The sequence below is a fragment of the Streptomyces sp. NBC_01445 genome, from assembly GCF_035918235.1.
Taxonomy (GTDB): domain Bacteria; phylum Actinomycetota; class Actinomycetes; order Streptomycetales; family Streptomycetaceae; genus Streptomyces.
In genome coordinates this window covers 4,202,524-4,226,161 of sequence record NZ_CP109485.1, presented here as the reverse complement: position 1 = coordinate 4,226,161, position 23,638 = coordinate 4,202,524, and the positions used below count along the sequence as shown (strand labels likewise).

At 72.5% G+C, this 23,638-nt stretch carries 13 protein-coding genes; 10 read left to right on the top strand and 3 right to left on the bottom strand.

Annotation, left to right across the window (positions count from 1 at the left end):
- The first annotated feature begins 106 nt into the window (after positions 1 to 106).
- From OG574_RS19090 to moeZ, 5 genes are all read left to right on the top strand, one after another.
- Positions 107 to 1,969, top strand: coding sequence for a DUF3492 domain-containing protein (locus tag OG574_RS19090; RefSeq protein ID WP_326774219.1), 1,863 nt, complete (start codon positions 107 to 109; stop codon positions 1,967 to 1,969).
- 587 nt (positions 1,970 to 2,556) lie between these two features.
- Complete coding sequence (locus OG574_RS19085; protein WP_398375676.1) at positions 2,557 to 3,615, top strand: hypothetical protein; 1,059 nt, start codon at positions 2,557 to 2,559, stop codon at positions 3,613 to 3,615.
- A gap of 213 nt (positions 3,616 to 3,828) precedes the next feature.
- A complete protein-coding gene (locus OG574_RS19080; RefSeq protein ID WP_100596656.1) occupies positions 3,829 to 4,788 on the top strand; it encodes an NAD-dependent epimerase/dehydratase family protein in 960 nt (319 codons plus the stop codon).
- Positions 4,776 to 5,525: a spherulation-specific family 4 protein gene (locus OG574_RS19075; RefSeq protein ID WP_326774217.1), complete on the top strand. Its 750-nt coding sequence runs from the start codon at positions 4,776 to 4,778 to the stop codon at positions 5,523 to 5,525. The genes OG574_RS19080 and OG574_RS19075 overlap by 13 nt, the downstream gene beginning before the upstream one ends.
- Before the next feature lie 63 nt (positions 5,526 to 5,588).
- Positions 5,589 to 6,767 carry an adenylyltransferase/sulfurtransferase MoeZ gene (gene moeZ / locus OG574_RS19070; protein WP_100596698.1) on the top strand — a complete coding sequence of 393 codons (1,179 nt, stop codon included), beginning with the start codon at positions 5,589 to 5,591 and terminating at the stop codon, positions 6,765 to 6,767.
- Positions 6,768 to 6,891: 124 nt separating this feature from the next.
- On the opposite strand, the gene OG574_RS19065 is transcribed toward moeZ, so the two are convergent.
- The 3 genes from OG574_RS19065 to OG574_RS19055 form a co-directional block, all read right to left on the bottom strand.
- Positions 6,892 to 8,490, bottom strand: a complete 1,599-nt coding sequence (locus OG574_RS19065) for an alpha/beta hydrolase (RefSeq protein WP_326774216.1) — start codon at positions 8,488 to 8,490, stop codon at positions 6,892 to 6,894.
- A 142-nt stretch (positions 8,491 to 8,632) separates the two neighbouring features.
- Positions 8,633 to 10,177 (bottom strand): alpha/beta hydrolase, encoded by a 1,545-nt coding sequence (locus tag OG574_RS19060; protein WP_326774215.1) that lies wholly within the window; start codon positions 10,175 to 10,177, stop codon positions 8,633 to 8,635.
- Between the two features lie 149 nt (positions 10,178 to 10,326).
- Positions 10,327 to 13,242 carry a lysylphosphatidylglycerol synthase transmembrane domain-containing protein gene (locus OG574_RS19055; protein ID WP_326774214.1) on the bottom strand — a complete coding sequence of 972 codons (2,916 nt, stop codon included), beginning with the start codon at positions 13,240 to 13,242 and terminating at the stop codon, positions 10,327 to 10,329.
- Between the two features lie 162 nt (positions 13,243 to 13,404).
- Here OG574_RS19055 and OG574_RS19050 point away from each other — a divergent pair, with 162 nt between their 5' ends.
- The 5 genes from OG574_RS19050 to nudC all read left to right on the top strand — a co-directional run bounded on the left by OG574_RS19050 (position 13,405) and on the right by nudC (position 23,633).
- Complete coding sequence (locus OG574_RS19050) at positions 13,405 to 13,779, top strand: MGMT family protein (RefSeq protein ID WP_326774213.1); 375 nt, start codon at positions 13,405 to 13,407, stop codon at positions 13,777 to 13,779.
- Positions 13,780 to 14,054: 275 nt separating this feature from the next.
- Positions 14,055 to 17,390 carry an ATP-dependent helicase gene (locus OG574_RS19045; protein WP_326774212.1) on the top strand — a complete coding sequence of 1,112 codons (3,336 nt, stop codon included), beginning with the start codon at positions 14,055 to 14,057 and terminating at the stop codon, positions 17,388 to 17,390.
- Positions 17,391 to 17,448: 58 nt separating this feature from the next.
- Positions 17,449 to 21,174: a UvrD-helicase domain-containing protein gene (locus tag OG574_RS19040; protein ID WP_326774211.1), complete on the top strand. Its 3,726-nt coding sequence runs from the start codon at positions 17,449 to 17,451 to the stop codon at positions 21,172 to 21,174.
- Between the two features lie 10 nt (positions 21,175 to 21,184).
- Positions 21,185 to 22,597 (top strand): dipeptidase, encoded by a 1,413-nt coding sequence (locus tag OG574_RS19035; RefSeq protein WP_326774210.1) that lies wholly within the window; start codon positions 21,185 to 21,187, stop codon positions 22,595 to 22,597.
- Positions 22,598 to 22,682: 85 nt separating this feature from the next.
- Positions 22,683 to 23,633 (top strand): NAD(+) diphosphatase, encoded by a 951-nt coding sequence (gene nudC, locus OG574_RS19030; RefSeq protein WP_100596665.1) that lies wholly within the window; start codon positions 22,683 to 22,685, stop codon positions 23,631 to 23,633.
- Positions 23,634 to 23,638: the final 5 nt, after the last annotated feature.

The following is a 23,638-nucleotide window of genomic DNA, read 5'->3' as shown; positions in this document are numbered from 1 at the left end:
GTGATGGACAACCGTCCATCACGCCACCGGCATGTCCGCATACGTTCGTCCCGCTGAGCCGCCGGACCAACGGCGGCTCCCCAGACGGGAGATCGGGGGTGTACTCGTGCGCATCGGACTGCTTACGGAGGGTGGCTATCCGTATGTGAGCGGTGACGCCAGACTCTGGTGCGACCGCCTCGTGCGCGGGCTCGAGCAGCACGAGTTCGATCTCTACGCGCTCAGCCGCAGCCAGGACCAGGAGGACCGCGGCTGGATCGAACTGCCGCCGCAGGTCAGCCGGGTGCGCACCGCTCCGGTGTGGACCGCCGACGACGACGGCATCGGCTACGGGCGCCGCACCAGGCGGCGCTTCGCCGACGCGTACGCGGAACTGGCGGCGTCCGTCTGCGCGGGTGCTTCCCCCGAGACCGCCGGCCTCGCGGGCGTGCCCGCCGACTCCTCCAGCGCCGAGGCGGACCGTTTCGGCAACGCGCTGTACAAGCTCGCCGAACTCGCCCGCGACGAAGGCGGACTCGTCGGCGCCCTGCGCTCCGAAACCGCCGTGCGCACGCTGGAGCGCGCCTGCCGCGCACCGGGCGCCCTGCGCGCGGTCCGCGCCACCCGCGTCCCCGACCTCCTCGCCGTCGCCGGACACATCGAACGCGCCCTGCGCCCGCTCTCCCTCGACTGGTACGGCGACGACGGCCTCGCCTCGGTCGACCTGTGCCACGCCACCTCCGGCGGCCCCGCCGCCCTGCCCGGACTCGTCGCCCACCACTTCTCCGGCGTCCCCCTCCTCGTCACGGAGTACGGCGTACAGCTGCGGGCCCACTACATCGCGGCCGGCGACGCCGAACTGAGCGCCCCCGTACGGGCGATGCTCGCCGCCTTCCACGGTCGCCTCGCAGCCGAGACCTACCGGCAGGCCGCGATCATCACCCCCGGCAACACGCACGCCCGGCGCTGGCAGGAGCGGTGCGGCGCCGACCGCGCGAAACTGCGCACCGTCCACCCCGGCATGGAGGCCTCCCGCTTCGCCGAGATCGGCGAGCGCGAGGAGCCGGGGGAGCCCGGCACCCTCGTCTGGGTCGGCCGCATCGAACCCTCCAAGGACCTGATCTCCCTCCTCCACGCCTTCGCGGAGATCCGCAAGGACGAGCCGAAGGCCCGCCTGCGCCTCGTCGGAGCGCCCGCCGAAGGGCCCGAGGCCGCCGCCTACCTCGCCCACTGCAAGGCCCTCGCCGCCCAGCTCTTCCCCGACGAGGCGGAGGGCGCCCACGCGATGGGCGACAACCCCGTCTCCTTCGAGGAGATCGGGGGGCCCGAGACACCCGACCTCGCGGACGCGTACGCCGCCGGGAGCGTCGTCGTCCTGTCGAGCATCGTCGAGGGGTTCCCGATCAGCCTCGTCGAGGCGATGTTCTGCGGACGCGCCACGGTCTCGACCGACGCGGGCGCCGTAGTCGAGGTCATCGGCGGCACCGGCCTGGTGGTTCCGCCGCGCAACCCGCGGGCGCTCGCCGAGGCGTGTGTATCGCTGCTGCGGGACCCGGGGCGCCGCGAGCGCCTCGGCGCGGCCGCGCGGGCACGGGCGCTCGAACTCTTCACCGTCGAGCAGAACATCACGGCATTTCACGGCATTTACCTGGAGATCGTTTCCCACTGCCCCGTGCGCCGCGAAGCCGTGGACGACGCGGGCGAACCCCTGCCCTTCGCCAACCCTCCGGAGGCCCATGTACCGGGCCGCTGGACCGCACCGACGAGCGAGTCGGGCGGGGGCTTCGGGACGTGGCTGGCGGGGCGGGCCGCCTCTGGGGGTGCGCCTAGCTGGGCGGAGGGGGAGGCCGTCGGCTCGGGCGGGGGCGTTGGTTCGGGTGAGGGCACCGGCTCGGGCGGAGCCGTTGGTTCGGGCGGTGGCGGGGAGCGGCCGACCGGTGAGCACGGGCAGTTGGCCGGGGCGATTCCCGGTGGGGAGGGGGACGCGTGAGCGGGCGGGAGTTGGGCGAGACGGTCGTGGGCGCGGGCTTGGACGCGCCGCAGGTGCCAGGTGGCGCGGACGCGTGGGGGACGGGGGCGCAGGAGGCGTTGGGGGAGGCTGGGCCTGGGGCCGGCGCTGAGTCGGGGCTGGCTCGGGGGCCTGAGGCGGGGTCGGGCGTTGGGGCGGGGTCGGGTGCTGAGCCGGTTGCGGGGCCGGATGGTGAGCCGGAATCGGAGCGGCGTGCGGGGCCGGAGCCGGATCCGGCCCCGGAGGCTGGGCCGGGGTTTCTGACCCGGGGGCTCGACTCCGCGCCTGCCGACGAAGCCTTGCTGAACGAACCCGCGGCTTGGCGCGCCGACGCCGCATCCGCATCCGCGCCAACGGGCAGCCCGCTCCCCGATACACCCCCGGCGCCGGCCTCCCCTCCTGCCGGCACTGTCCATCCCGGCAGCCTCCCCGAGGTCGATGGGGCCACGGCTGGCACTGTCCATCCCGGCAGCCTCCCCGAGGCCGATGAGGCCACGGCCGGCACCGCGCACTCCGGCAGCCTCCCCAAGGCCGACGAGGCCACCGGCGGCAGCCGACGCCGTACCGGCGTGGACCCCGTGAAAGCCCTGATGCACCGGCACCGCGAGCTCTGCGAACGTGCCGTCGACCCCCTGGAGATCGCGGCCGGTCTCGAAGCCCACGGCGTCACCGACCGGACCGCTGCCCGCTTCCGGCACCGCGACGTCTTCTCGCTCGCCGAAGAGATGTACGCGCGCATGCCCCGCGACAGCGACATCGAACCGGAAACCCAGCACGCCGCATCCGACACACCTCGCGGCCGGCGCCCCGTCTGGGCCGCCCTCGCGCTGCTGCCCGGCGCGCTGAGCGCCCTCACCCTCGTAGGACTCGACTTCACCGACGGACGGATGCGGCTCGCGGTCGGGGCCGGCGGCGTGCTCGCCGTCTCCGCCGCACTCCGCGCCGCCCTGTGCCGGGGCCCGCTGCGCGCCACCGCCCACACCGTGCCCGCCACCCGCGCCTGGACCTGTTGGCTCCTCGCCTATGCCCTCCTCGGCGACGGACTCCTGACCGCTGCTGTCGCGGGCGGCCCCGACGAGGCCTGGGCCCCTGCCACAGCCCCCCTCCTCGCCCTGGCCTTCGCCGTCGCGCCCGGCGCCTGGTGCGCCCAGCTCTTCGGCGCGGTCGCCCGGCGCAGGCTCGCCTCCAGCCGGGGCCTCGAAGAGTTCGCCGCCTCCGTGCGCCCCCTCCTCCTCGCCGTCTTTGCGCTCTTCCTGTGCGCGCTGTGCGCCCTCATCGGGGTGGCCGCCGCCGTACTCGGCCAGGACGCCGCATACGCCGGTGCCGGAACGCTCGGCGCGCTCCTGCTGCTCGCCCGCCTGCTCACGGCGTACGGCCGCACCCACGCCCCCGCCGTCGTCCTCGGCACGGCCGCCGCGGCCGAGGCGCTCGCCGTCTCCACCGTGTTCGCAGGACGCCTTCCCGGCTGCGGCTTCCTCGCCGTGCCCGTAGAGACGGCCGTCGACGCCTGGGGGCCCGGCACCGTACCCGCCCTGGCCTGTGGCGCCGCCGCGCTCACCCTCCTCGTCCACGCGGCCCGCACCCTCACCCGGGCCTCCGCCCACGCGCCCACGGACGCCACCCCGTGACCGCGCCCGACGCCGTACGACCACACGAAGCGGCCGGCCGGCCGCTCCCCTCCCGCGGGGCCGACACCGCGGGCCTTCCGAAGACCCACGGCAACACCCCTAAGGAGAACGCGAGATGACCACCCCTCCCCCCGGAGGCCCCGAACCATCCGGATATCCCGGGCGTCCAGGACTTCCCGGAGAACTCGGAGAGCTCGCCCGGGGAGCCGCCCGATGAGGGTGCTGCTGCTCGGAGCCAACGGATACCTCGGCCGCTTCGTCGCCGACCGCCTGCTCGCCGACCCCGCCGTGCAGCTCACCGCGCTCGGCCGGGGGGACGACGCGGACGTACGGTTCGACCTCGCCACCGGAAGCCCGGGCGCACTGACCCGCTTCCTCGACGCGGTCCACCCCGGAGTCGTCATCAACTGCGCGGGAGCCACCCGCGGGGGCGCCCGCGACCTCACCCGCCACAACACCGTCGCCGTCGCCACCGTCTGCGAGGCCCTGCGGCGCAGCGGCTGCGGCGCCCGCCTCGTCCAGATCGGCTGCGGAGCCGAGTACGGGCCCTCGCAGCCCGGCTCCTCCACCGCCGAGGACGCCGTGCCGCGGCCCGGCGGACCGTACGGCGTGAGCAAGCTCGCCGCGACGGAACTCGTCCTCGGCTCCGGTCTCGACGCCGTCGTCCTGCGCGTGTTCTCCCCGGCCGGGCCCGGCACCCCCGCCGGCTCGCCCCTCGGCCGTCTCGCCGAGGCCATGCGCCGCGCCATGCAGTCCGGCGACGGCGAACTCAAGCTCGGCGGACTCGGCGCGCAGCGCGACTTCATCGACGTGCGCGACGTGGCCCGCGCCGTCCACGCGGCCTCGCTCTCCGCCGCGCAGGGCGTCATCAACATCGGCTCGGGCCGCGCCGTCCGGCTGCGGGACGCGGCGTCCGTACTCGCCCGCGTCGCCGGCTTCGGCGGCGCGCTCCACGAGCTCGACTCACCCGGCGGCCCCGTCCGCCCGACGCTCGGCCACCCCCGCTCCGACCCCGACCACGTGGCACCCGCCGCGCACCCGTACCCGGACGGCTGCGGCAGCTGGCAGCAGGCCGACGTGCGCACTGCACGCGACCGGCTCGGCTGGCGCCCCCGCATCAACCTCGAGGAATCACTCGCCGACATCTGGATGGAAGCGGCATGCCGTATCTGACCCCTACCGCCGCCGGGACCGCGAGCACCGACATACGGCTCGGCTTCGGCATCCCCGGCTACGCACACCCCCTCATGGCGCCCGTCGAATGGGCCGAACTCACCCGTCCCGGCGCTCCCTTGCACTGGGTCGTCCTGAACGTCGCGGACGGCCCCGGGGCCCGCCCCGATCCGCACTGCCTCGAAGCCGCGGGCAGGCTGCGCAACCGCGACGTACGGGTCCTCGGGCACCTCGATCTCACCTACGGCGCCCGCTCGTTCGGCGAGGTCGTCTCCGACGCCCACCGCTATCTCGACTGGTACCGCGTCGACGGGTTCTCCCTCGACCGCTGCCCGACCGAGCGGGCCGCCGTCCCCGAGGTCCGCCGCATCGTCACCACGCTGCGCGCCCTGTGTGAGGACGCCCACATCGTCCTCGGGCACGGCACGCACCCGTATCCGGGCTACGCCGAGACCGCTGATCAGTTGGTGACCTTCTCCGGGCCGTGGAGCGACTACCGCTGGTCCCAGGTCGCCGAGTGGACGGCCGACTACCCGCCCGAGCGCTTCTGTCACTTCGTGCACGGCGTGCCCCGCGGGCACCTCGACGAGGCGCTGCGCATCGCCCGCTGGCAGGGCGCCGGGACGATCTACTTCACCGACCGCACGGACCGCGGCGGCACCGCCGACCCCTGGGAGGCCATGCCCGGGTACTGGGACGACATCGTCTCGCGGGTCGGAACGGGTGTCTCGGAATGAAGAGGGGCGTGGCAGTGTTGACGGAATCACCACTGTTCGGAAATGACGATCAACGGAGCCCCCGTGTCGCTGCCACCCCTGGTAGAGCCAGCTGCTGAGCTCACCGTAGACGAGGTCCGCAGGTACTCCCGCCACCTGATCATCCCCGATGTCGGGATGGACGGGCAGAAGCGGCTGAAGAACGCCAAGGTGCTCGCCGTGGGCGCCGGCGGCCTCGGTTCGCCGGCGCTCATGTACCTGGCCGCGGCCGGTGTGGGCACGCTCGGCATCGTCGAGTTCGACGAGGTCGACGAGTCGAACCTGCAGCGCCAGATCATCCACAGCCAGGCCGACATCGGCCGCTCCAAGGCCGAGTCCGCCAAGGACTCCGTCCTCGGCATCAACCCGTACGTGAACGTGATCCTCCACGAAGAGCGGCTCGAGGCCGAGAACGTGATGGACATCTTCAGCCAGTACGACCTGATCGTCGACGGCACGGACAACTTCGCGACCCGCTACCTGGTCAACGACGCGTGCGTGCTGCTGAACAAGCCGTACGTGTGGGGCTCGATCTACCGCTTCGACGGCCAGGCCTCGGTCTTCTGGTCCGAGCACGGCCCGTGCTACCGCTGCCTCTACCCGGAGCCCCCGCCCCCCGGCATGGTCCCCTCCTGCGCCGAGGGCGGCGTCCTGGGTGTGCTGTGCGCGTCCATCGGTTCCATCCAGGTCACCGAGGCGATCAAGGTCCTCGCGGGCGTCGGCGAGCCGCTCGTCGGTCGCCTGATGATCTACGACGCCCTGGAGATGCAGTACCGCCAGGTCAAGGTCCGCAAGGACCCCGACTGCGCGGTCTGCGGCCCGAACGCCACCGTCACCGAGCTCATCGACTACGAGGCCTTCTGCGGCGTCGTGTCCGAGGAGGCCCAGGAGGCGGCGGCCGGCTCGACGATCACTCCCAAGCAGCTCAAGGAGTGGATCGACGACGGCGAGAACATCGAGATCATCGACGTCCGCGAGCCGAACGAGTACGAGATCGTCTCGATCCCCGGCGCCCGGCTGATCCCGAAGAACGAGTTCCTCATGGGCACTGCCCTGGAGAGCCTCCCGCAGGACAAGAAGATCGTCTTGCATTGCAAGACGGGTGTCCGCAGTGCGGAAGTCCTCGCCGTTCTGAAGTCCGCGGGCTTCGCGGACGCCGTGCACGTCGGCGGCGGCGTGATCGGCTGGGTCAACCAGATCGAGCCCGAGAAGCCGGTCTACTAGACCGCCCGTCGGCCCGCGCGGTCGACGCCGCCGGTCAGGGGGCAGCTTTTCCGAACGGGTCCCGCACCTCGCGTGCGGGGCCCGTTCGGCATAGGGCGCCGCGTGGACGTCCGCCTCGTCCGCCTCAGGAGCAGACCTTCCCGTCGCGCGGTATTCGGCCCTCCAGGAGATAGCCGTTCACCGTCGAGTCGACACAGCCCGACCCGCTGCCGTACGCGCCGTGCCCCTCGCCCTTCCAGGTGAGCTCGACGCCGACGCCCTTGCCGAGCTCGTCCGCCATCCTGCGGGCGCCCTCGTACGGGGTCGCCGGGTCGCCCGTGTTCCCCACGACGAGGATCGGGGCGGCGCCCGGCGCGCTCACCTCGGGCGTCTCGTACTGGCCCGGCACCGGCCAGTCGTGGCACCAGCCCGCCGTGTCCCAGGCCATGAACTCCCCGAAGACGGGCGAGATCCCGCGGAACGACGCGAGGCGCTTGCGCGCCTGCTTCGGCGTCGGCCGTTCCTTGTCGTCGAGGCAGGAGATCGCCCGCTGCGAATGGCTCTGCGAGCTGTAATGCCCGGAGGGACTCCGCTCGTTGTACGCGTCGGCCAGCGCGAGCAGCGCCGTCCCGTCCCCCCGCTCGGCCGCCTCCAGGCCGCGCGTCAGCGCGGGCCAACTGTTCTTGCTGTACAGGGTGACGGTGATGCCGATCGTGGCGAGCGACTGGTTGAGCACGCGGCTGCCCGAGGCCGGCAGCGGCTTCGCGTCGATCCGCTTCAGCAGCGCGGCGATCTTCCGGGAGCCCTGATCCGGGTCCTGGCCGGTGGACTTGAGGTAGTTGTCGAGGGCCCGCTGGAAGCCCCTCGTCTGGTTCTCGGCGTGGCCCACGGTGTCCGCGGCCGGGTCGACCACGGCGTCCAGGACGAGCCGGCCCACCTTGCCGGGGAACAAGTGCGCGTACACGCCGCCCAGTTGGGTCCCGTACGAGACGCCCATGTAGTGCAGCTTGTCGTCGCCGAGCGCCTGGCGCGCCAGGTCCATGTCGCGGGCCGTCTCGTCCGTCGACACATGCCCGAGCAGCTTGCCGGCCCGTCGCGCGCAGCCCGCGCCGAAGTCGGCGGCGTCCTTGAAGTACGCCTGCTCCTCGGCGGGGGTGTCCGGCGTGAGGTCGACGGACTCGGCGGCCTGGATCGCCTTGTCGTCGCGGCAGCGCACCCCCTCACTCGCGCCGACGCCGCGCGGGTCGAAGCTCACCAGGTCGTAGCGCTCGCGCAGCTTCGCGTAGTCGGGTGCGAAGGCGGGCAGCATCGAGACCCCCGAGCCGCCCGGCCCGCCGAAGTTGAACAGGAGCGAACCGGAACGCCCGCTCCCGCTCGTGGACCTGGCGCGGATGAGCGCGACGCCGATGGTCTCCCCGTCCGGCTTCGCGTAGTCGAGAGGTGCCTTCAGCGTCGCGCACTGCCAGTCGGAGCCGGGTGCGGGGCCGGCGTCGGTGGCCTTGCAGCGGCCCCAGTCGAGCCGCTGCGAGGTGAGCGCGGCGGGCAGCCGGGGCAGCGTGCCGGGGACGGCCTTGCCCGAGCGTGGCGGTGACGATGGTGAGGGCGGCGACGAACGCGGTGGCTGTGTTTGCCCCTTCCCCTCGCCGTGCCCGGCCTTGTCTCCCGGCCCGCCGCAGCCCGCGGCGGCCCCCGCCACCAGCAGCCCCGCGGCCAGCAGCGCGAACGAACGAACATGACGCGACACAGGCACCTCCCCCTGGCGATCCCCCTCGCCTGCCCCCGGTCCGAAGACAGCCAGACCATCCTAGGCAGCGCCACTGACAATCACCTGCGGCAGAGCACCGCCGGCAACCGGGCGCGCAAGCCGAACACCCGTACCCCCGCGACTACTTGCAGACCGTGCCCGCCTTCGGCACCGTCCCGTTCAGCAGATAGCCGTCCACGGCACCCCGCACACACTTGTTCCCGCTGTCGTACGCGCCGTGCCCCTGGCCTTCGTACGTGACCTGCACCCCGACACCATCGCCGAGCGCGCCGACCATCTTCTTCGCACCCTCGTACGGGGTGGCGGGGTCGCCCGTGTTGCCGACGACGACGATCGGCGCCGAGCCGGCCGCGCTCACGTCGGGGTGGTCCGCGGCCCCGGCGACCGCCCAGTCCGTACAGCTGAGCATGCCCCATGCGAGAAAGTCGCCGAACAGGGGCGAGGCGGCCTGGAACTCGGGGAGCTTCGACCGGACGTAAGCCGGTGTGTAACGGGGCTTGTCGTCGGCGCAGTTGACGGCGACATTGGCGGCCTGGAGGTTGCTGTACTTGCCGTCCTCGTTGCGGCCGTTCATGGAGTCCGAAAGCAGCATGAGGATCTTGCCGTCACCTTCGTAGGCCTGGGCGAGGCCCTCGGTGAGGTACTCCCAGAAGTCCTTGGAGTACAGCGACTGCGCGATGCCGTTCGTCGCGGCGGTCTGCGTCAGCTCGCGCGGGAAGACTCCCGGGATCGGCTTGGAGTCCAGGTCCTTGAGCAGCTTCGCGATCTTGGCCTTGACCTCCGCGGGGGTGTCGCCGACCGGGCAGTCCTCGACCTTGGAGGTGCAGTCCTTCGCGTAGTTGTCGAGGGCGAGCTGGAAGCCCTTGGCCTGGCCGAGCGCGCTCTCCTGGGAGTTCTGGGTGGGGTCGACGACACCGTCGAAGACGGCACGGCCCACGTTCTCCGGGAACAAGTGGGCGTACACGCCGCCCAGTTCGGTGCCGTAGGAGATCCCGAAGTAGTGCAGTTTGTCGTCGCCGAGCACCTGCCGCATCAGGTCCATGTCGCGGGCAGCGTCGGTCGTGGCGACGTGCGGGATGACCTGCCCGGAGTTCTTCTCGCAGGCGTCGTTGAACTGGGTGACGTTGCTGACGAGCTTCTTCGTCTGGGCGGTGTTGTCGGGGATGGCGTCCTGCTGGAAGTACTTGTCGAGCTGCTCGTCGTTCTCGCACTTCACACCGTCGCTGCGGCCGACGCCGCGTGGGTCGAAACTCACCAGGTCGTAGCGGGTGCGCAGCTTCGTGTACTCGCTGCCGAACGCGGGCAGCGTGGTGACCCCGGAGCCGCCGGGGCCGCCGAAGTTGAAGATGAGTGATCCGATGCGCTTGTCCTTGGCGCCGGAGGACTTGGCGCGGATGAGCGCGAGGCCGATCGTGTCGCCCTCGGGCTTGTCCCAGTCGAGGGGCGTCTTCATGGTGGCGCACTGCCAGGTGGCGCCGCCGGGCAGCGGGGAGGGCGCGGGGCCGCCGCCCTCCGACTCCGAGGGCGCGGGGCAGTCCTTCCAGCTGAGGGACTGGGACCTCAGGTCCACGTCATTCGTGTCGCTGCCGCACGCCGCGAGGGCGGAGGCCAAGAGGACGGCGGTGGCGGCCATGGCTGCGGCACGCGGCCGGAACGGATTGGGCATGAACCCATCCTGCGGCGACGGCCCACGGGGCGCTCGGGGCGGGGGCCGTGCGGGTGAGCGTCGACGACGGCGACGGGGCGGGGGCGGGGCTCTACGGGGAGCCTGCTCGGGAAACGCCCCTACGGGGATCCCTCCCCGCAAACGCGTCCCTACAGGGAGCCCTTCCGGGAGAGGTGGTTGAAGAAGAGCCAGCCCGGCAGGACCGGCAGCCACAGCGTCATGAGGCGGTAGAGCAGCACGGCCGGGGCCGCGACCTCCTTGGGCAGGCCGACCGCGATGAGTCCGACCGTCAGGGTCGCCTCGACGGCGCCCACACCGCCCGGTGTCGGCGCGGCGGAGCCGAGCGCGTTGCCGGCGAGGAACACGACCGCGACGCTGGCCAGGCTGAGCGTCGTCGTCTCGTCCCCGAAGGCGCGGATCGACGCGTCCAGGCACATCACGAAGCAGGCCGTCAGGAGGAGCATGCCGCCGATGCCGGTGAGCAGCTTCTGCGGCCGCTGGAGCACGTCCAGCATGCGCGGTACGACGCCGGCGAACAGGGACCGTACGCGCGTGACGACGAACTTCCGCAGGAAGGGGATCGACGTCACCACGAGCACGAGGACCGCGACGGTCAGCAGACCCGCGATGACCGTCCGGGACGGCGACAGGGACGGGGTCTTCTCCGTGCCGGTCAGATAGCCGAAGGTCAGCAGCATCATGATGTGGGCGCCCAGACCGAAGAGCTGGGAGGCGCCGACGCTGGCCACCGCGAGCCCGGGGCGCACGCCCGAGCGTTGCAGGAAGCGGGTGTTGAGCGCGACACCGCCGACGGCGGCCGGCGCCACGATCTTCACGAACGAGCCGGCGACCTGCGCCGCGACGGTCCGCATGAAGGGGACGCGCTCCGGGACGAACCCGAGCAGGCTCATCGCGGCGGCGAAGTAGCTCAGCGCCGAGAACAGGACGGCGGCGGCGACCCAGCCCCACTGGGCCTCTCGGAACAGCGTGCCGAACTCGATGTGCGTCAGCTGCGACAGGAGGAAGTACGCGCCGATGGCGCCCGCGATGAAGCTCACGAGGGTGCGCGGTTTGACGCGCTCCAGGCGGGCCGGTTCGACGGGTGCCTGCGGCCGGATGCGGAGCACCTGGTGGCGGATCTGGGTGAGCAGATCCTCCTCGCGCGCCTCGTCCAGGGCTTCGTCGATGGCCTTCTTCTCGGCCTGCCGCTCGGCTTTCTCTGTCTGCCGTTCTGCCTTCGCGGAGGTCTTGGCCGACGGGGGTGCCGCGTGCTCGGCGACCGTCTCCGTAGGCGTTGATTTCGCGGCCGGAGAGGCCCCGGCAAGGGAGGCCGCAGCCTGGGTGGCCTCGTCCAGGCGGGCCTGCTTCGCCCTGCGCGAAGCCTCGAGCACGGCCTCGCGCTCGCGTTCGGAACGCTCCCTGCCGAGCCTGCGCAGCGTCGAGCGCGTATTACGGCTCAGGGCGATGGGCTGGAGCAGCGGCAGACAGTCGGCGATCGCGTCGGGGCCGAGCACGCCCACGGCGGACGCCACGGCCCGCTCGGCGCCCACGCGCAGGCCCAGCGTGGCCAGGAGCTGTGCGATGTCCATGCGCAGAATCAGGTCGCCGGACGCGATCTCGCCGCCGCGCAGATCCGTGAGGATGACCGTGCCGGAACGATCCACCAGAATCGCGTCGCCGGTGAGCCGCCGATGGGCGATACGCCGCGACTGGAGCGCCTGCACCTGGTGCCAGGTGTCGCGCAGCAGCTCGTCGGTGATCTCCTCGTCCGGCACCGAGTCCAGCGAACGGCCGCCCGTGTGCTCGTACACGAGCATCACCGCGTCGGGGCCGAGCTCGGACGTCGCGATCAGCTTCGGGGCGTTGGCCCCGGCCGCGATCGCCGCGTACGCGAGAAGTGCCTCCTGCTCCAGCGCCTGGCGCAGCGACTGGAGACTGCGTCCCGTGGTGATGCCCCGCAGCGTCAGCTGGCGCCACACGCGGTAGAAGAAGCCCTGGGCCTGCTGCTCACGGTCGACGATGGTGACGTCGAGCGGAGGGCCGTCCTCCAGGGTGACGAAGTAGCGCCGCCCTCTGTCGCCGTTCTCCGTGGTGCTCTCGTGGGCCTCTTCGCGGGCCGCGCTGACAGGGTGGAAGCCGACGTGCCGCAGGCCCGCGAGGAGCGTCTGACCGGTGGGACGCACGTTCGGCGAACCGACCGCGTAGAGCGTGCCGTAGGCGACCGTCCAGCCGATCAGGACCGTCAGGATGATCGAGAACGGTGTCGTGTAGCCGGTGACCAGCATCGCGAACGCGTCGAGCAGCAGCACCACCCACAGCACCACGCGCCAGCGTGGTCTGCGGGACATCCCCACCGCCGTCATATAGGCGATGACGGGCGCGAGATAGCCGTGCACCGGATCTGTCAGCGCGTGGATGTCGCCCGGCGACGGGCGGGTGAGCGCGTCCTGGATCGACGACGGGGCGCCCTGGGCGACCCACAGGTCCGTCGCCAGCGTCACCCCGTGCGCGAGGACGGCCGCGAGTACACCGTCGGCGATCCGCAGCCCGTCGCGTTTGATCAGCCGCTCGATCGCGAAGGCGACCGGTACGAGAAGGATCGCGATGCTCGACGCGAGCCCCGCGAACTTGATCATGAGGTCGGGAGCGGCGCCCGTGCCCTTGCTGATGTCCTGCTGGAGACCCGACGTCGTGCCGTGAGCGAACGCGGCGATCGACAGCAGTACGGCGATCGCGAGCACGCCCACCAGGAGCCGCATCAGGTCGGAGGGGCGGTGCACGCGCGCGGGGAGGAGGGGTTCGTCGCCGTCGACCCGCTCGGCGTGCGCGTCGGCGTCGATGCACTCCGGGTCGACCAGAGGGGCCTCGGTCCGCTCGGGCCCGGCCTCCGCGGCCTTCGCGGGCACGTCCGCCTGTGGCGCCGCGGCCCGGTGGCCACGGCGCTCGGTCACGGGGGAGTGGTCGGCCTCTTCGCCGTCCGGGCGCGCCGAAGCCCCAGAGGTGCCCTCCGCCTTATCGGGATGCACGCCCTGCTGCTCCGTCGTTTCTTCTTGATCTCGTATCACCGGTCACCGCCCGCACGATGGTGGCACGTCCCACTGACACAGGGGGGCATCAGGGTGCAATGCGGGGGAGCAAAGTATCCCGCAACCGCGGATTCGTGCTTCTTCATACGCCTCTCCACGCCCCGTGACCGGGCCGTCACAGTGTCGGTGGGGTGCGGCAGGATGGGTCGGATGAGCGAGGAGAGCGGTGCGGCGGGAGAGCTGCCGGAGTACGCGGAGCGGGTGCTCGAGGTCGCGGAGCTGATCCCGCCAGGGCGGGTCATGACCTACGGGGACGTCGCCGAATGGCTCGGTGAGGGCGGCCCCCGCCAGGTCGGCCGCGTGATGGCCCTCTACGGAGGAGCCGTTCCGTGGTGGCGCGTGGTGCGCTCCGACGGCGTGCTGCTGCCCGGCCACGAACTGGACGCCATGGCGCACTACCGCGCGGAGAGCACTCCCCTGCGCGAAGCCTCCCGTACGTCCGAGGGGCACGTCCCGCGCCTTGACATGAGGCGCGCGCGATGGGACGGCGAAGAACGCGCGGAATCTCACAACTGACAGCTTCCGCCATCGCGCCCCCGTTCGAACGGCCTGTGGCCCGTACGGGGGAAACGGGGCGAGAGGGGCACTTCGCCACCACCGCGTACGTTCGTGAATCGCGGCACACCTGTGCCGCACGGGACCCGGGGGACCCGGCGGAAGCCAGGCTTCCGCCACACTCGACGGCGTAGCGTCGACGGCGCACACCTCCCTCACCCCGCAGCCACCGCCCCGCTCGGACGGCCGGCCGCCTCCCAGTTCCCCCAGCACACCCACCAGGACCAGCGATCCACGTGAGCTCCTCTTCCTCCACCCGGAACCTGTCGCACCGCCAGGTACGACAGGGGATCCCCGGCGCGTACCGACTGGTGCGTACCCCGCCGGCCCAGGTGGACCCCCCTCGTCTGGACGCACGCCAGCGCGCGGTGGTTGACCACCCGCACGGCCCGCTGCTCGTCCTCGCGGGACCGGGCACGGGCAAGACGACCACGCTCGTCGAGGCCGTCGCCGCACGCATCGCCAAAGGCACCGACCCCGAGCACATCCTGGTCCTCACCTTCAGCCGCAAGGCAGCCGTCGAACTGCGCGACCGCATGGCCCTGCGCATAGGCGCCGCCCACGCACCACAGGCCACCACGTTCCACTCGTTCTGCTACGCCCTGGTCCGCGCCCACCAGGACGCCGGACTGTTCGAGGAACCCCTGCGCCTGCTGTCGGGACCCGAACAGGACGTCGCCGTACGCGAACTGCTCGCCGGCCAGATCGACCTGGAGCAGGCCGGCCTCGCCCACGTCCGCTGGCCCGACGAACTGCGGGCCTGCCTGACCACCCGCGGCTTCGCCGACGAGGTCCGCGCCGTCCTCGCGCGCAGCCGCGAACTGGGCCTCGGACCGGCCGCACTCGACGCCTTCGCCCGCCGCATCGGCCGCCCCGACTGGAAAGCCGCCGCCACTTTCCTCGCCGAATACCTCGACGTCCTCGACCTGCACGGCGTCCTCGACTACGCCGAACTCGTCCACCGCGCGGTCCTCCTCGCCCACCGCACCCCCGTCGCCGACGAACTCGCCACCCGCTACGACGCCGTGTTCGTCGACGAGTACCAGGACACCGACCCGGCCCAGGTCCGGCTGCTGCACGCCCTCGCCGGCCACGGCCGCACCCTGCTCGCCTTCGGAGACCCCGACCAGTCGATCTACACGTTCCGCGGCGCCGACGTGAACGGCATCCTCGAATTCCCCGACCAGTTCCCCCGCGCCGACAAAAGCCCCGCCCCCGTAGAGGTCCTCACGACGTCCCGCCGCTCCGGAGCACACCTCCTGGACGCCACCCGCCGCATCACCCGGCGCATGCCCCTGACCCGCCTGCCCGCCGACAAGGTCCGCGCCCACCGAGAGCTGACCCCCGCGCGGGACGGCGGCCGAGCCGAGGTCTACACGTACCCGACCTCCGGCACCGAACTCGACAACATCGCGGACATCCTGCGCCGCGGCCACCTCGAAGACGGCATCCCCTGGAGCGACATGGCCGTCCTCGTCCGCGCCGGCACCCGCTCCATCCCCGCGATCCGCCGCACCCTCACCGCAGCGGGCGTCCCCCTCGACATCGACGGCGACGACCTGCCGCTGCGCCACGAACCGGCCGTCACGCCCCTGCTGACCGCGCTCAGGGCCGTCGCCCTCGGCGTCGCGCAGGACAACCCCGAACCCGACGGCGACCAGGACCAGGAACCGCCCGTCTGGCTCGACACCGAGACCGCTCTCACCCTCCTCGCCTCACCCCTCGCCGGCATGGACGCCGCCGACCTGCGCCGCCTCGGCCGCGCCCTGCGCGAGGAGGAACGCACCGCCGGCAACCACGTACCGCCCCCCTCCGACGAACTCCTCGCCCGCGCCCTCGCCCAGCCCGAACGCCTCGCCGCCCACGACCCCGCCCACGCCCGCGGCGCCCAGCGCCTCGGCGCCCTGCTGCGCGCGGCCCGCGACACCCTCACCTCCGGAGGCACCGCCGAAGAAGCCCTCTGGCAGCTGTGGAACGGCACCTCATGGCCCCAGCGCCTGGAACGCGCGGCCCGCCGTGGCGGCGCCGCAGGACGCAACGCGGACCGCGACCTCGACGCCGTATGCGCCCTCTTCGCGACCGCGTCCCGCGCCGAGGAACGCACCGGAGGCCGCGGCGCCCTCAACTTCCTTGAAGAGGTCGAGGCCCAGGACATCGCCGCCGACACCCTCGCCGGACGCGCCGTACGCCCCGACGCCGTACGCCTCATGACCGCCCACCGCTCCAAGGGCCTCGAATGGCGCCTCGTCGTCGTCGCCGGCGTACAGGAAGGCCTGTGGCCCGACCTGCGCCGCCGCGGCTCCCTCCTCGAAGCCGACCGCATCGGACGCGACGGCCTCGCCGAGCCCCTCACCCCCGGAGCGCTCCTCTCCGAAGAACGCCGCCTGTTCTACGTAGCCACCACGCGCGCGCGTGAACGCCTCGTCGTCACCGCGGTCAAGGCGCCCGCCGACGACGGCGACCAGCCGTCCCGCTTCCTCACCGAACTCGGCGTCGACCCCCAGGACGTCACCGGCCGCCCCCGCCGCCCCCTGTCCGTCGCCGCGCTCGTCGCCGAACTGCGCGCCACCACCGTCGACCCCCGCGCCTCCGCCACGCTGCGCGACGCCGCCGCCCGCCGCCTCGCCCGCCTCGCCGCCCTCACCGACGACGACGGCCGCCCCCTCGTACCCTCCGCGCACCCCTACCGCTGGTGGGGCATGGACGACCCCACCGAGAGCAGGATCCCCCTGCGCGACCGCGACCAGCCCGTCGTGCTCTCCGGAAGCGCCCTCGACCAGCTCGCGAACACCTGCTCCCTGCAGTGGTTCCTCGGCCGAGAGGTCAAGGCAGACGCCCCCGCCACCGCCGCCCAGGGCTTCGGCAACGTCGTCCACGTCCTCGCCGACGAGGTCGCCTCCGGACGCACCCCCGCCGACCTCGCCGTCCTCATGGAACGCCTCGACTCCGTCTGGGACGCCCTCGCCTTCGACGCCCCCTGGAAGTCCGTCCAGGAGAAGGAGCACGCGCGCGTGGCGCTCGAACGCTTCCTCCGCTGGCACGTCGACTCCAGCACCGTGCGCACCCCCGTCGCCAGCGAACACGCCTTCGACGTCACCCTCGAAGCGGGCTCCTACGAAGTACGCATCCGCGGTTCCATGGACCGCGTCGAACGCGACACCGAAGGCCGCGCCTACGTAGTCGACTTCAAGACCGGCAAGCAGGCGCCCTCAGCCGCCGACGTCGCCCGCCACCCCCAGCTCGCCGTCTACCAGCTCGCCGTCCGCGAGGGCGCCGTCGACGAACCCTTCGACGGCGAACGCCCCGAACCCGGCGGCGCCGAACTCGTCCAGCTGCGCCAGGGCGCCGCCAAGAAGGACGGCGGTGACGCCCTCCCCAAGGTGCAGTCGCAGCAACCCTTGGGGGACGTCGCGGACGGAGGCGAGGGGGAGTGGGTCGGCGACCTCCTCGCGACCGCCGCCGGCAAGGTCCTCGACGAACGCTTCACCCCCACCACCGGACAGCACTGCACCCACTGCGCGTTCCGCGCCGCGTGCAGCGCCCGCCCCGAGGGCAAACACGTCGTCGAGTGACGTGCGCCTCCGCCGGAACGGTCCGGCGCTGTCAGTGGGCCCGGTTAGCCTCGATGAGGTGACCACACGCCTCACCGATCCCGAGCAGCTCAAGGAGCTCCTCGGGATCCCGTTCACCCCGGAGCAGACGGCCTGCATCACCGCGCCGCCCGCCCCGCAGGTGATCGTGGCCGGAGCCGGATCCGGCAAGACGACGGTCATGGCCGCCCGCGTCGTATGGCTCGTCGGCACCGGACAGGTCGCCCCGGAGCAGGTCCTCGGCCTCACCTTCACCAACAAGGCCGCCGGCGAACTCGCGGAGCGCGTCCGCAAGGCACTGATCAAGGCGGGCGTCACCGACCCCGACGCCATCGACCCGGACAACCCCCCGGGCGAGCCCGTGATCTCCACGTACCACGCCTTCGCCGGCCGTCTCCTCACCGACCACGGCCTGCGCATCGGCCTCGAACCCACCGCGCGCCTCCTCGCCGACGCCACCCGCTTCCAGCTCGCCGCCCGCGTCCTGCGCGAGGCCCCCGGCCCCTACCCGGCCCTCACCCGCTCCTTCGCCGACCTCGTCAGCGACCTCCTCACCCTCGACGGCGAGCTCGCCGAACACCTCGTCCACCCCGACGAACTCCGCGCCTACGACACCCGCCTGCTGCACGCACTCGAAGGCCGCAAACTCACCAACGCCGACCTGCGCAAGGTCCCCGAGGCCGCCGCCGCCCGCCTCGACCTCACCGGCCTCGTCACCCGGTACCGCGAAGCCAAGCGCGCCCGCGACCTCCTCGACTTCGGCGACCAGATCGCCCTCTCCGCCACCCTCGCCCGCACCCGCCCCGAGGTCGGCGCCATCCTCCGCGACGAGTTCCGCGTCGTCCTCCTCGACGAGTACCAGGACACCTCCGTCGCCCAGCGGATCCTCCTGGCCGGCCTCTTCGGAGCGGGCACCGGCCACCCCGTGACCGCCGTCGGCGACCCCTGCCAGGCGATCTACGGCTGGCGCGGCGCCTCCGTCGCCAACCTCGACGACTTCCCCGAACACTTCGCCCACGCCGACGGCCGCCCCGCCACCCGCCTCTCCCTCAGCGAGAACCGCCGCAGCGGCGGCCGCCTCCTCGACCTCGCCAACGGCCTCGCCCAGCCCTTGCGCGCACTCCACGCGGGCGTGGAAGCCCTGCGCCCGGCCCCAGGCGCCGAACGCGACGGCATCGTCCGCTGCGCCCTCCTGCGCACCCACGCCGAGGAGATCGACTGGCTCGGCGACTCCCTCGCCCACCTCGTACGCACCGGCACCGCCCCCGGCGAGATCGCCGTCCTGTGCCGCACCGCGACCGACTTCGCCGCCATCCAGGGCGCCCTCGTCGCACGCGACATCCCCGTGGAGGTCGTCGGCCTCTCCGGCCTCCTCCACCTCCCCGAGGTCGCCGACCTCGTCGCCGTCTGCGAAGTCCTCCAGGACCCCGGCGCCAACGCCTCGCTGGTCCGCCTCCTGACCGGCCCGCGCTGGCGCATCGGCCCCCGAGACCTCGCCCTCCTCGGCCGCCGCGCCCGCCTCCTCGTCGCCCACGCGCGCGGGGGCCCCGACGACGACCCCGACCGCCGTCTCGCCGAAGCCGTCGAGGGGGTCGACCCCTCCGAAGTGATATCGCTCGCCGACGCCCTCGACACATTCCTCGAGACGCCCCTCGACGAACCGGGCGACGACAAACTGCCCTTCTCACCGCAGGCCCGCGTACGCTTCGCGCGCCTCGCCACCGAGCTGCGCGACCTGCGCCGCTCACTCGCCGACCCGCTGATGGACGTACTCCACCGCGTCCTCGCCGTCACCGGCCTCGAAGTCGAACTCGCCGCCTCACCGCACGCCCTGGCCGCCCGCCGCCGCGAGACCCTGTCCAACTTCCTCGACATCGCCGCCTCGTTCGCCGCGAACGACAGCTCCGCGACCCTCCTCGCCTTCCTCGGCTTCCTGCGCACCGCCGCCCAGTACGAAAAGGGCCTCGACAACGCGCTGCCCGGCGGCGAGAACACCGTGAAGGTGCTCACCGCCCACAAGTCCAAGGGCCTGGAATGGGACGTCGTCGCCGTCCCCGGCCTCGTCACCGGGACGTTCCCCAGCGCCCAGGGCCGCGAGAAATGGACCGCCCAGAGCAAGGTCCTTCCGCACGAACTGCGCGGCGACGCCGCCACACTGCCCGACATCGAAGCGTGGGACTCCAAGGGCATGAAGGCCTTCCACGAAGAGATGAAGGAACACCAGCGCACCGAGGAACTCCGCCTCGGCTACGTCACCTACACCCGCCCCCGCACCCTCCTCCTCGGCTCCGGCCACTGGTGGGGCCCCGCCCAGAAGCGCCCCCGCGGCCCCTCCGACTTCCTCCAGGCGCTGTACGACCACTGCGCCGCCGGACACGGGGAGATCGAGGCCTGGGCCGACGAACCGGCAGAGGACGAGGAGAACCCCGCGCTCCAGGAGTCAGCTGCCGAACACGCGTGGCCGCTCCCGCTCGACGACGAGGCCATGGCGCGCCGCCGCGCGGCCGCGGCCACGGTCCTTGCCCACCTCGAAACCCCGGCCGACGACGACTCCCACGCGATGGCCCACCCGGCCACGTACACCGACCCGGACTGGCCGGCCCCGCCGGACGAAGAGGCGCTCTACGAAGACGAGCCCTTCTACGAAGACGAGCCTCTTAATGAAGAGGGCGATTTCTTCAGCTCGCCGGAGGACGGCCCCGGACCCGACTGGGACGAGTGGGACGAGTGGGACGCGTTGCCGCACGAGCGCCCCACGCTTCCGCACCCGACCGGCGCCCTCGCGCACGAGCAGCCCGCGGCCGACGCCCCGCACCACGACGCGCACCCTCACCCGGACGACGCCCGCCCCGCGCCCGGCGCCCCGCACGCGCCCGTGCACGGCGCCCCGCGCGCGCCCGCCGACGCGCACCCCCTGGGTGCCATCCCGCACCCCACCCAACCCCAGGACGCCCACCCCCGCCCCCACCCCGACCCGGCGCCCACAAAGACCGCGCCCCCGGAGCGCCCCCCGCTCACTGCGGAGGAGACCCGCACACTCGCCTCCTGGGACCGCGACCTCGACGCCCTCACCGGCGAACTCCTGCGCTCCCGCCAGGCCGTCCGCGACGTCCCCCTCCCCACCACCCTCACCGCCTCCCAGCTCCTGCGCCTGGCCGCCGATCCCGACGGCTTCGCCCAGGATCTGGCCCGCCCCATGCCCCGCCCGCCCCAGCCCGCCGCCCGCCGCGGCACCCGCTTCCACGCCTGGGTCGAATCCCGCTTCGAAGAGCTCCGCCTGCCCATGCTCGACCCCGAAGAGCTCCCCGGCAGCGAGGCCGACATCGCCGACGAACACGACCTCGAAACCCTCAAGGAAGCCTTCAACCGCACGCCCTACGCCCACCGCACCCCCCACCGCGTCGAGACGCCCTTCCAGCTCGCCATCGCCGGCCGCGTCATCCGCGGCCGCATCGACGCCGTCTACAAAGAAGGCGACGGCGACGACACCACGTACGAGATCGTCGACTGGAAGACCACCCGCGGCCGCACCGCCGACCCCCTCCAGCTCGCCGTCTACCGGCTCGCCTGGGCCGAGCAGCACGGCCTCCCGCCCGAGGCCGTCAAGGCGACGTTCGTCTACGTACGCGACGGCGAGACCGTCACCCCCCGCGACCTCCCCGGACGCGCCGAAATGGAACGCCTCCTCCTCGAAGACCCCACCCCCGGCCCCCACGACCGGACAGCACCCGAACCACCGCACGAGCACACTCCGGCAGACGGATAGGCTCGGGACCATGAGCAAGCCCGTTGACAACGCCGTCAGCGCCGTCCGTGCGTACATCGATACCCACCACGACGCGTTCCTCCAGGACCTCGCCGAGTGGCTCCGTATCCCGTCCGTGTCGGCCCAGCCCGACCACGCACCCGACGTACGCCGCAGCGCCGACTGGCTCGCCGCGAAACTCCGGGAGACCGGATTCCCGACCACCGAGGTCTGGGAGACACCCGGCGCGCCCGCCGTCTTCGCCGACTGGCCCTGCGACGACCCGCACGCCCCCACCGTCCTCGTCTACGGGCACCACGACGTCCAGCCCGCGGCCCGCGAGGACGGCTGGAACACAGACCCCTTCGAACCCGTCGTCATCGGAAACCGCCTCCACGCGCGCGGAGCAGCCGACGACAAGGGACAGGTGTTCTTTCACACACTCGGCGTCCGCGCCCACCTCGCCGCCACCGGCCGCACCACCCCCGCCGTCCACCTCAAGCTCCTCGTGGAGGGCGAAGAGGAATCCGGGTCCCCCCACTTCCGCGCCCTCGTCGAGCAGCACAGGGACCGCCTCACCGCAGACGCCGTGATCGTCTCCGACACCGGCATGTGGTCCGAGGACACCCCCACCGTCTGCACCGGAATGCGCGGCCTCGCCGACTGCGAGATCGAACTCCACGGCCCCGACCAGGACATCCACTCCGGATCCTTCGGCGGCGCCGTACCCAACCCCGCCACCGCCGCCGCCCGCCTCGTCGCGGCCCTCCACGACGGCCACGCGCGCGTGGCCGTCCCCGGCTTCTACGACGGCATCACCCCCCTCACCGACCGCGAACGGGAACTCTTCGCCGAGCTCCCCTTCGACGAAGCCCAATGGCTGAGCACCGCCAAGTCGCACGCCACCCACGGCGAAGCCGGCCACACCACCCTCGAACGGATCTGGGCCCGCCCCACCGCCGAGGTCAACGGCATCGGCGGCGGCTACCAAGGCCCCGGCGGCAAAACCATCGTCCCCTCCTCAGCCATGCTGAAGCTGTCCTTCCGCCTCGTCGCCGGACAGGACCCCGACCACGTCGAAAAGGCCATCACCGACTGGGTCGCCGGGCAGCTCCCCGCCGGAATCCGCCACACCGTCACCTTCGGCGCCGCCACCCGCCCCTGCCTCACCCCCCTCGACCACCCCGCACTCCAGTCCGTCGTCCGCGCCATGAACCTCGCCTTCGACCAGAAGATCCGCTTCACGCGCGAAGGAGGCTCCGGCCCCGCCGCCGACCTCCAGGACGTCCTCGACGCACCCGTCCTCTTCCTCGGCATCTCCGTCCCCTCCGACGGCTGGCACGCCCCCAACGAGAAAGTCGAACTCGACCTCCTCAAAAAGGGCGTCGAAACAGCCGCCCACCTGTGGGGCGACCTCGCGGAGAACTGGCGCGATGCACACTGAGCCACCCCGCCCGCCGCACCCCGCACCCGCCCAGCCGAACCGTCCCGCCGAAACACCCATTCCACCGGGGGAGTTGGAAGCACCCGTGACCACCTGGACCGACCGCACAGCCGACCGTCCGCTCTCACTCTCCGCGCCCAGCGGCATCGACCGCGCCGCCCACCACCGCCTCGACGAGGCCTGGCTCGCCGCAGCCTGGAGCCACCCCACCACCCGCGTCTTCGTGGTCTCCGGTGGACAGGTGCTGATCGACGAGACGCCGGACGGCGCCACCGAACTGGTCATGACCCCGTCCTTCGAAGCGCCCCTCACCGAAGCCCACCGCTACTTCCTGGGCACCGACGACGACGGCGTCAGCTACTTCGCCCTCCAGAAGGACACCCTCCCCGGCCGCATCGACCAGTCCGCGCGCGCCGCCGGCCTGCGCGAAGCCGGACTCCTCCTGTCCCCCCGGGACGCCGGCCTCATGGTGCACGCCGTCGCCCTCGAGAACTGGCAGCGACTGCACCGCTTCTGCTCCCGCTGCGGCGAACGCACCGTCATCGCCGCCGCGGGCCACATCCGCCGCTGCCAGGCCTGCGGGGCCGAGCACTACCCCCGCACCGACCCCGCAGTGATCATGCTCGTCACGGACGACGAGGACCGCGCACTCCTCGGCCGCCAGGTCCACTGGCCCGAAGGCCGCTTCTCCACCCTCGCCGGCTTCGTCGAGCCCGGAGAGTCCATCGAGCAGTCCGTGCGCCGCGAGGTCTTCGAAGAAGCCGGAGTCGTCGTCGGACCAGACGTCGAGTACGTCGCCAGCCAGCCCTGGCCGTTCCCCTCCAGCCTCATGCTCGGCTTCATGGCCCGCGCCACCTCGTCCGAGATCAACGTCGACGGCGAAGAGATCCACGAGGCCCGCTGGTTCTCCCGCGAAGACCTGCGCGCCGCGTTCGAGTCCGGAGAGGTCATGCCCCCCTACGGGATCTCGATCGCGGCCCGCCTCATCGAACTCTGGTACGGCAAGCCCCTCCCCAAGCCCGGCGACGCCGTATAAGCCCA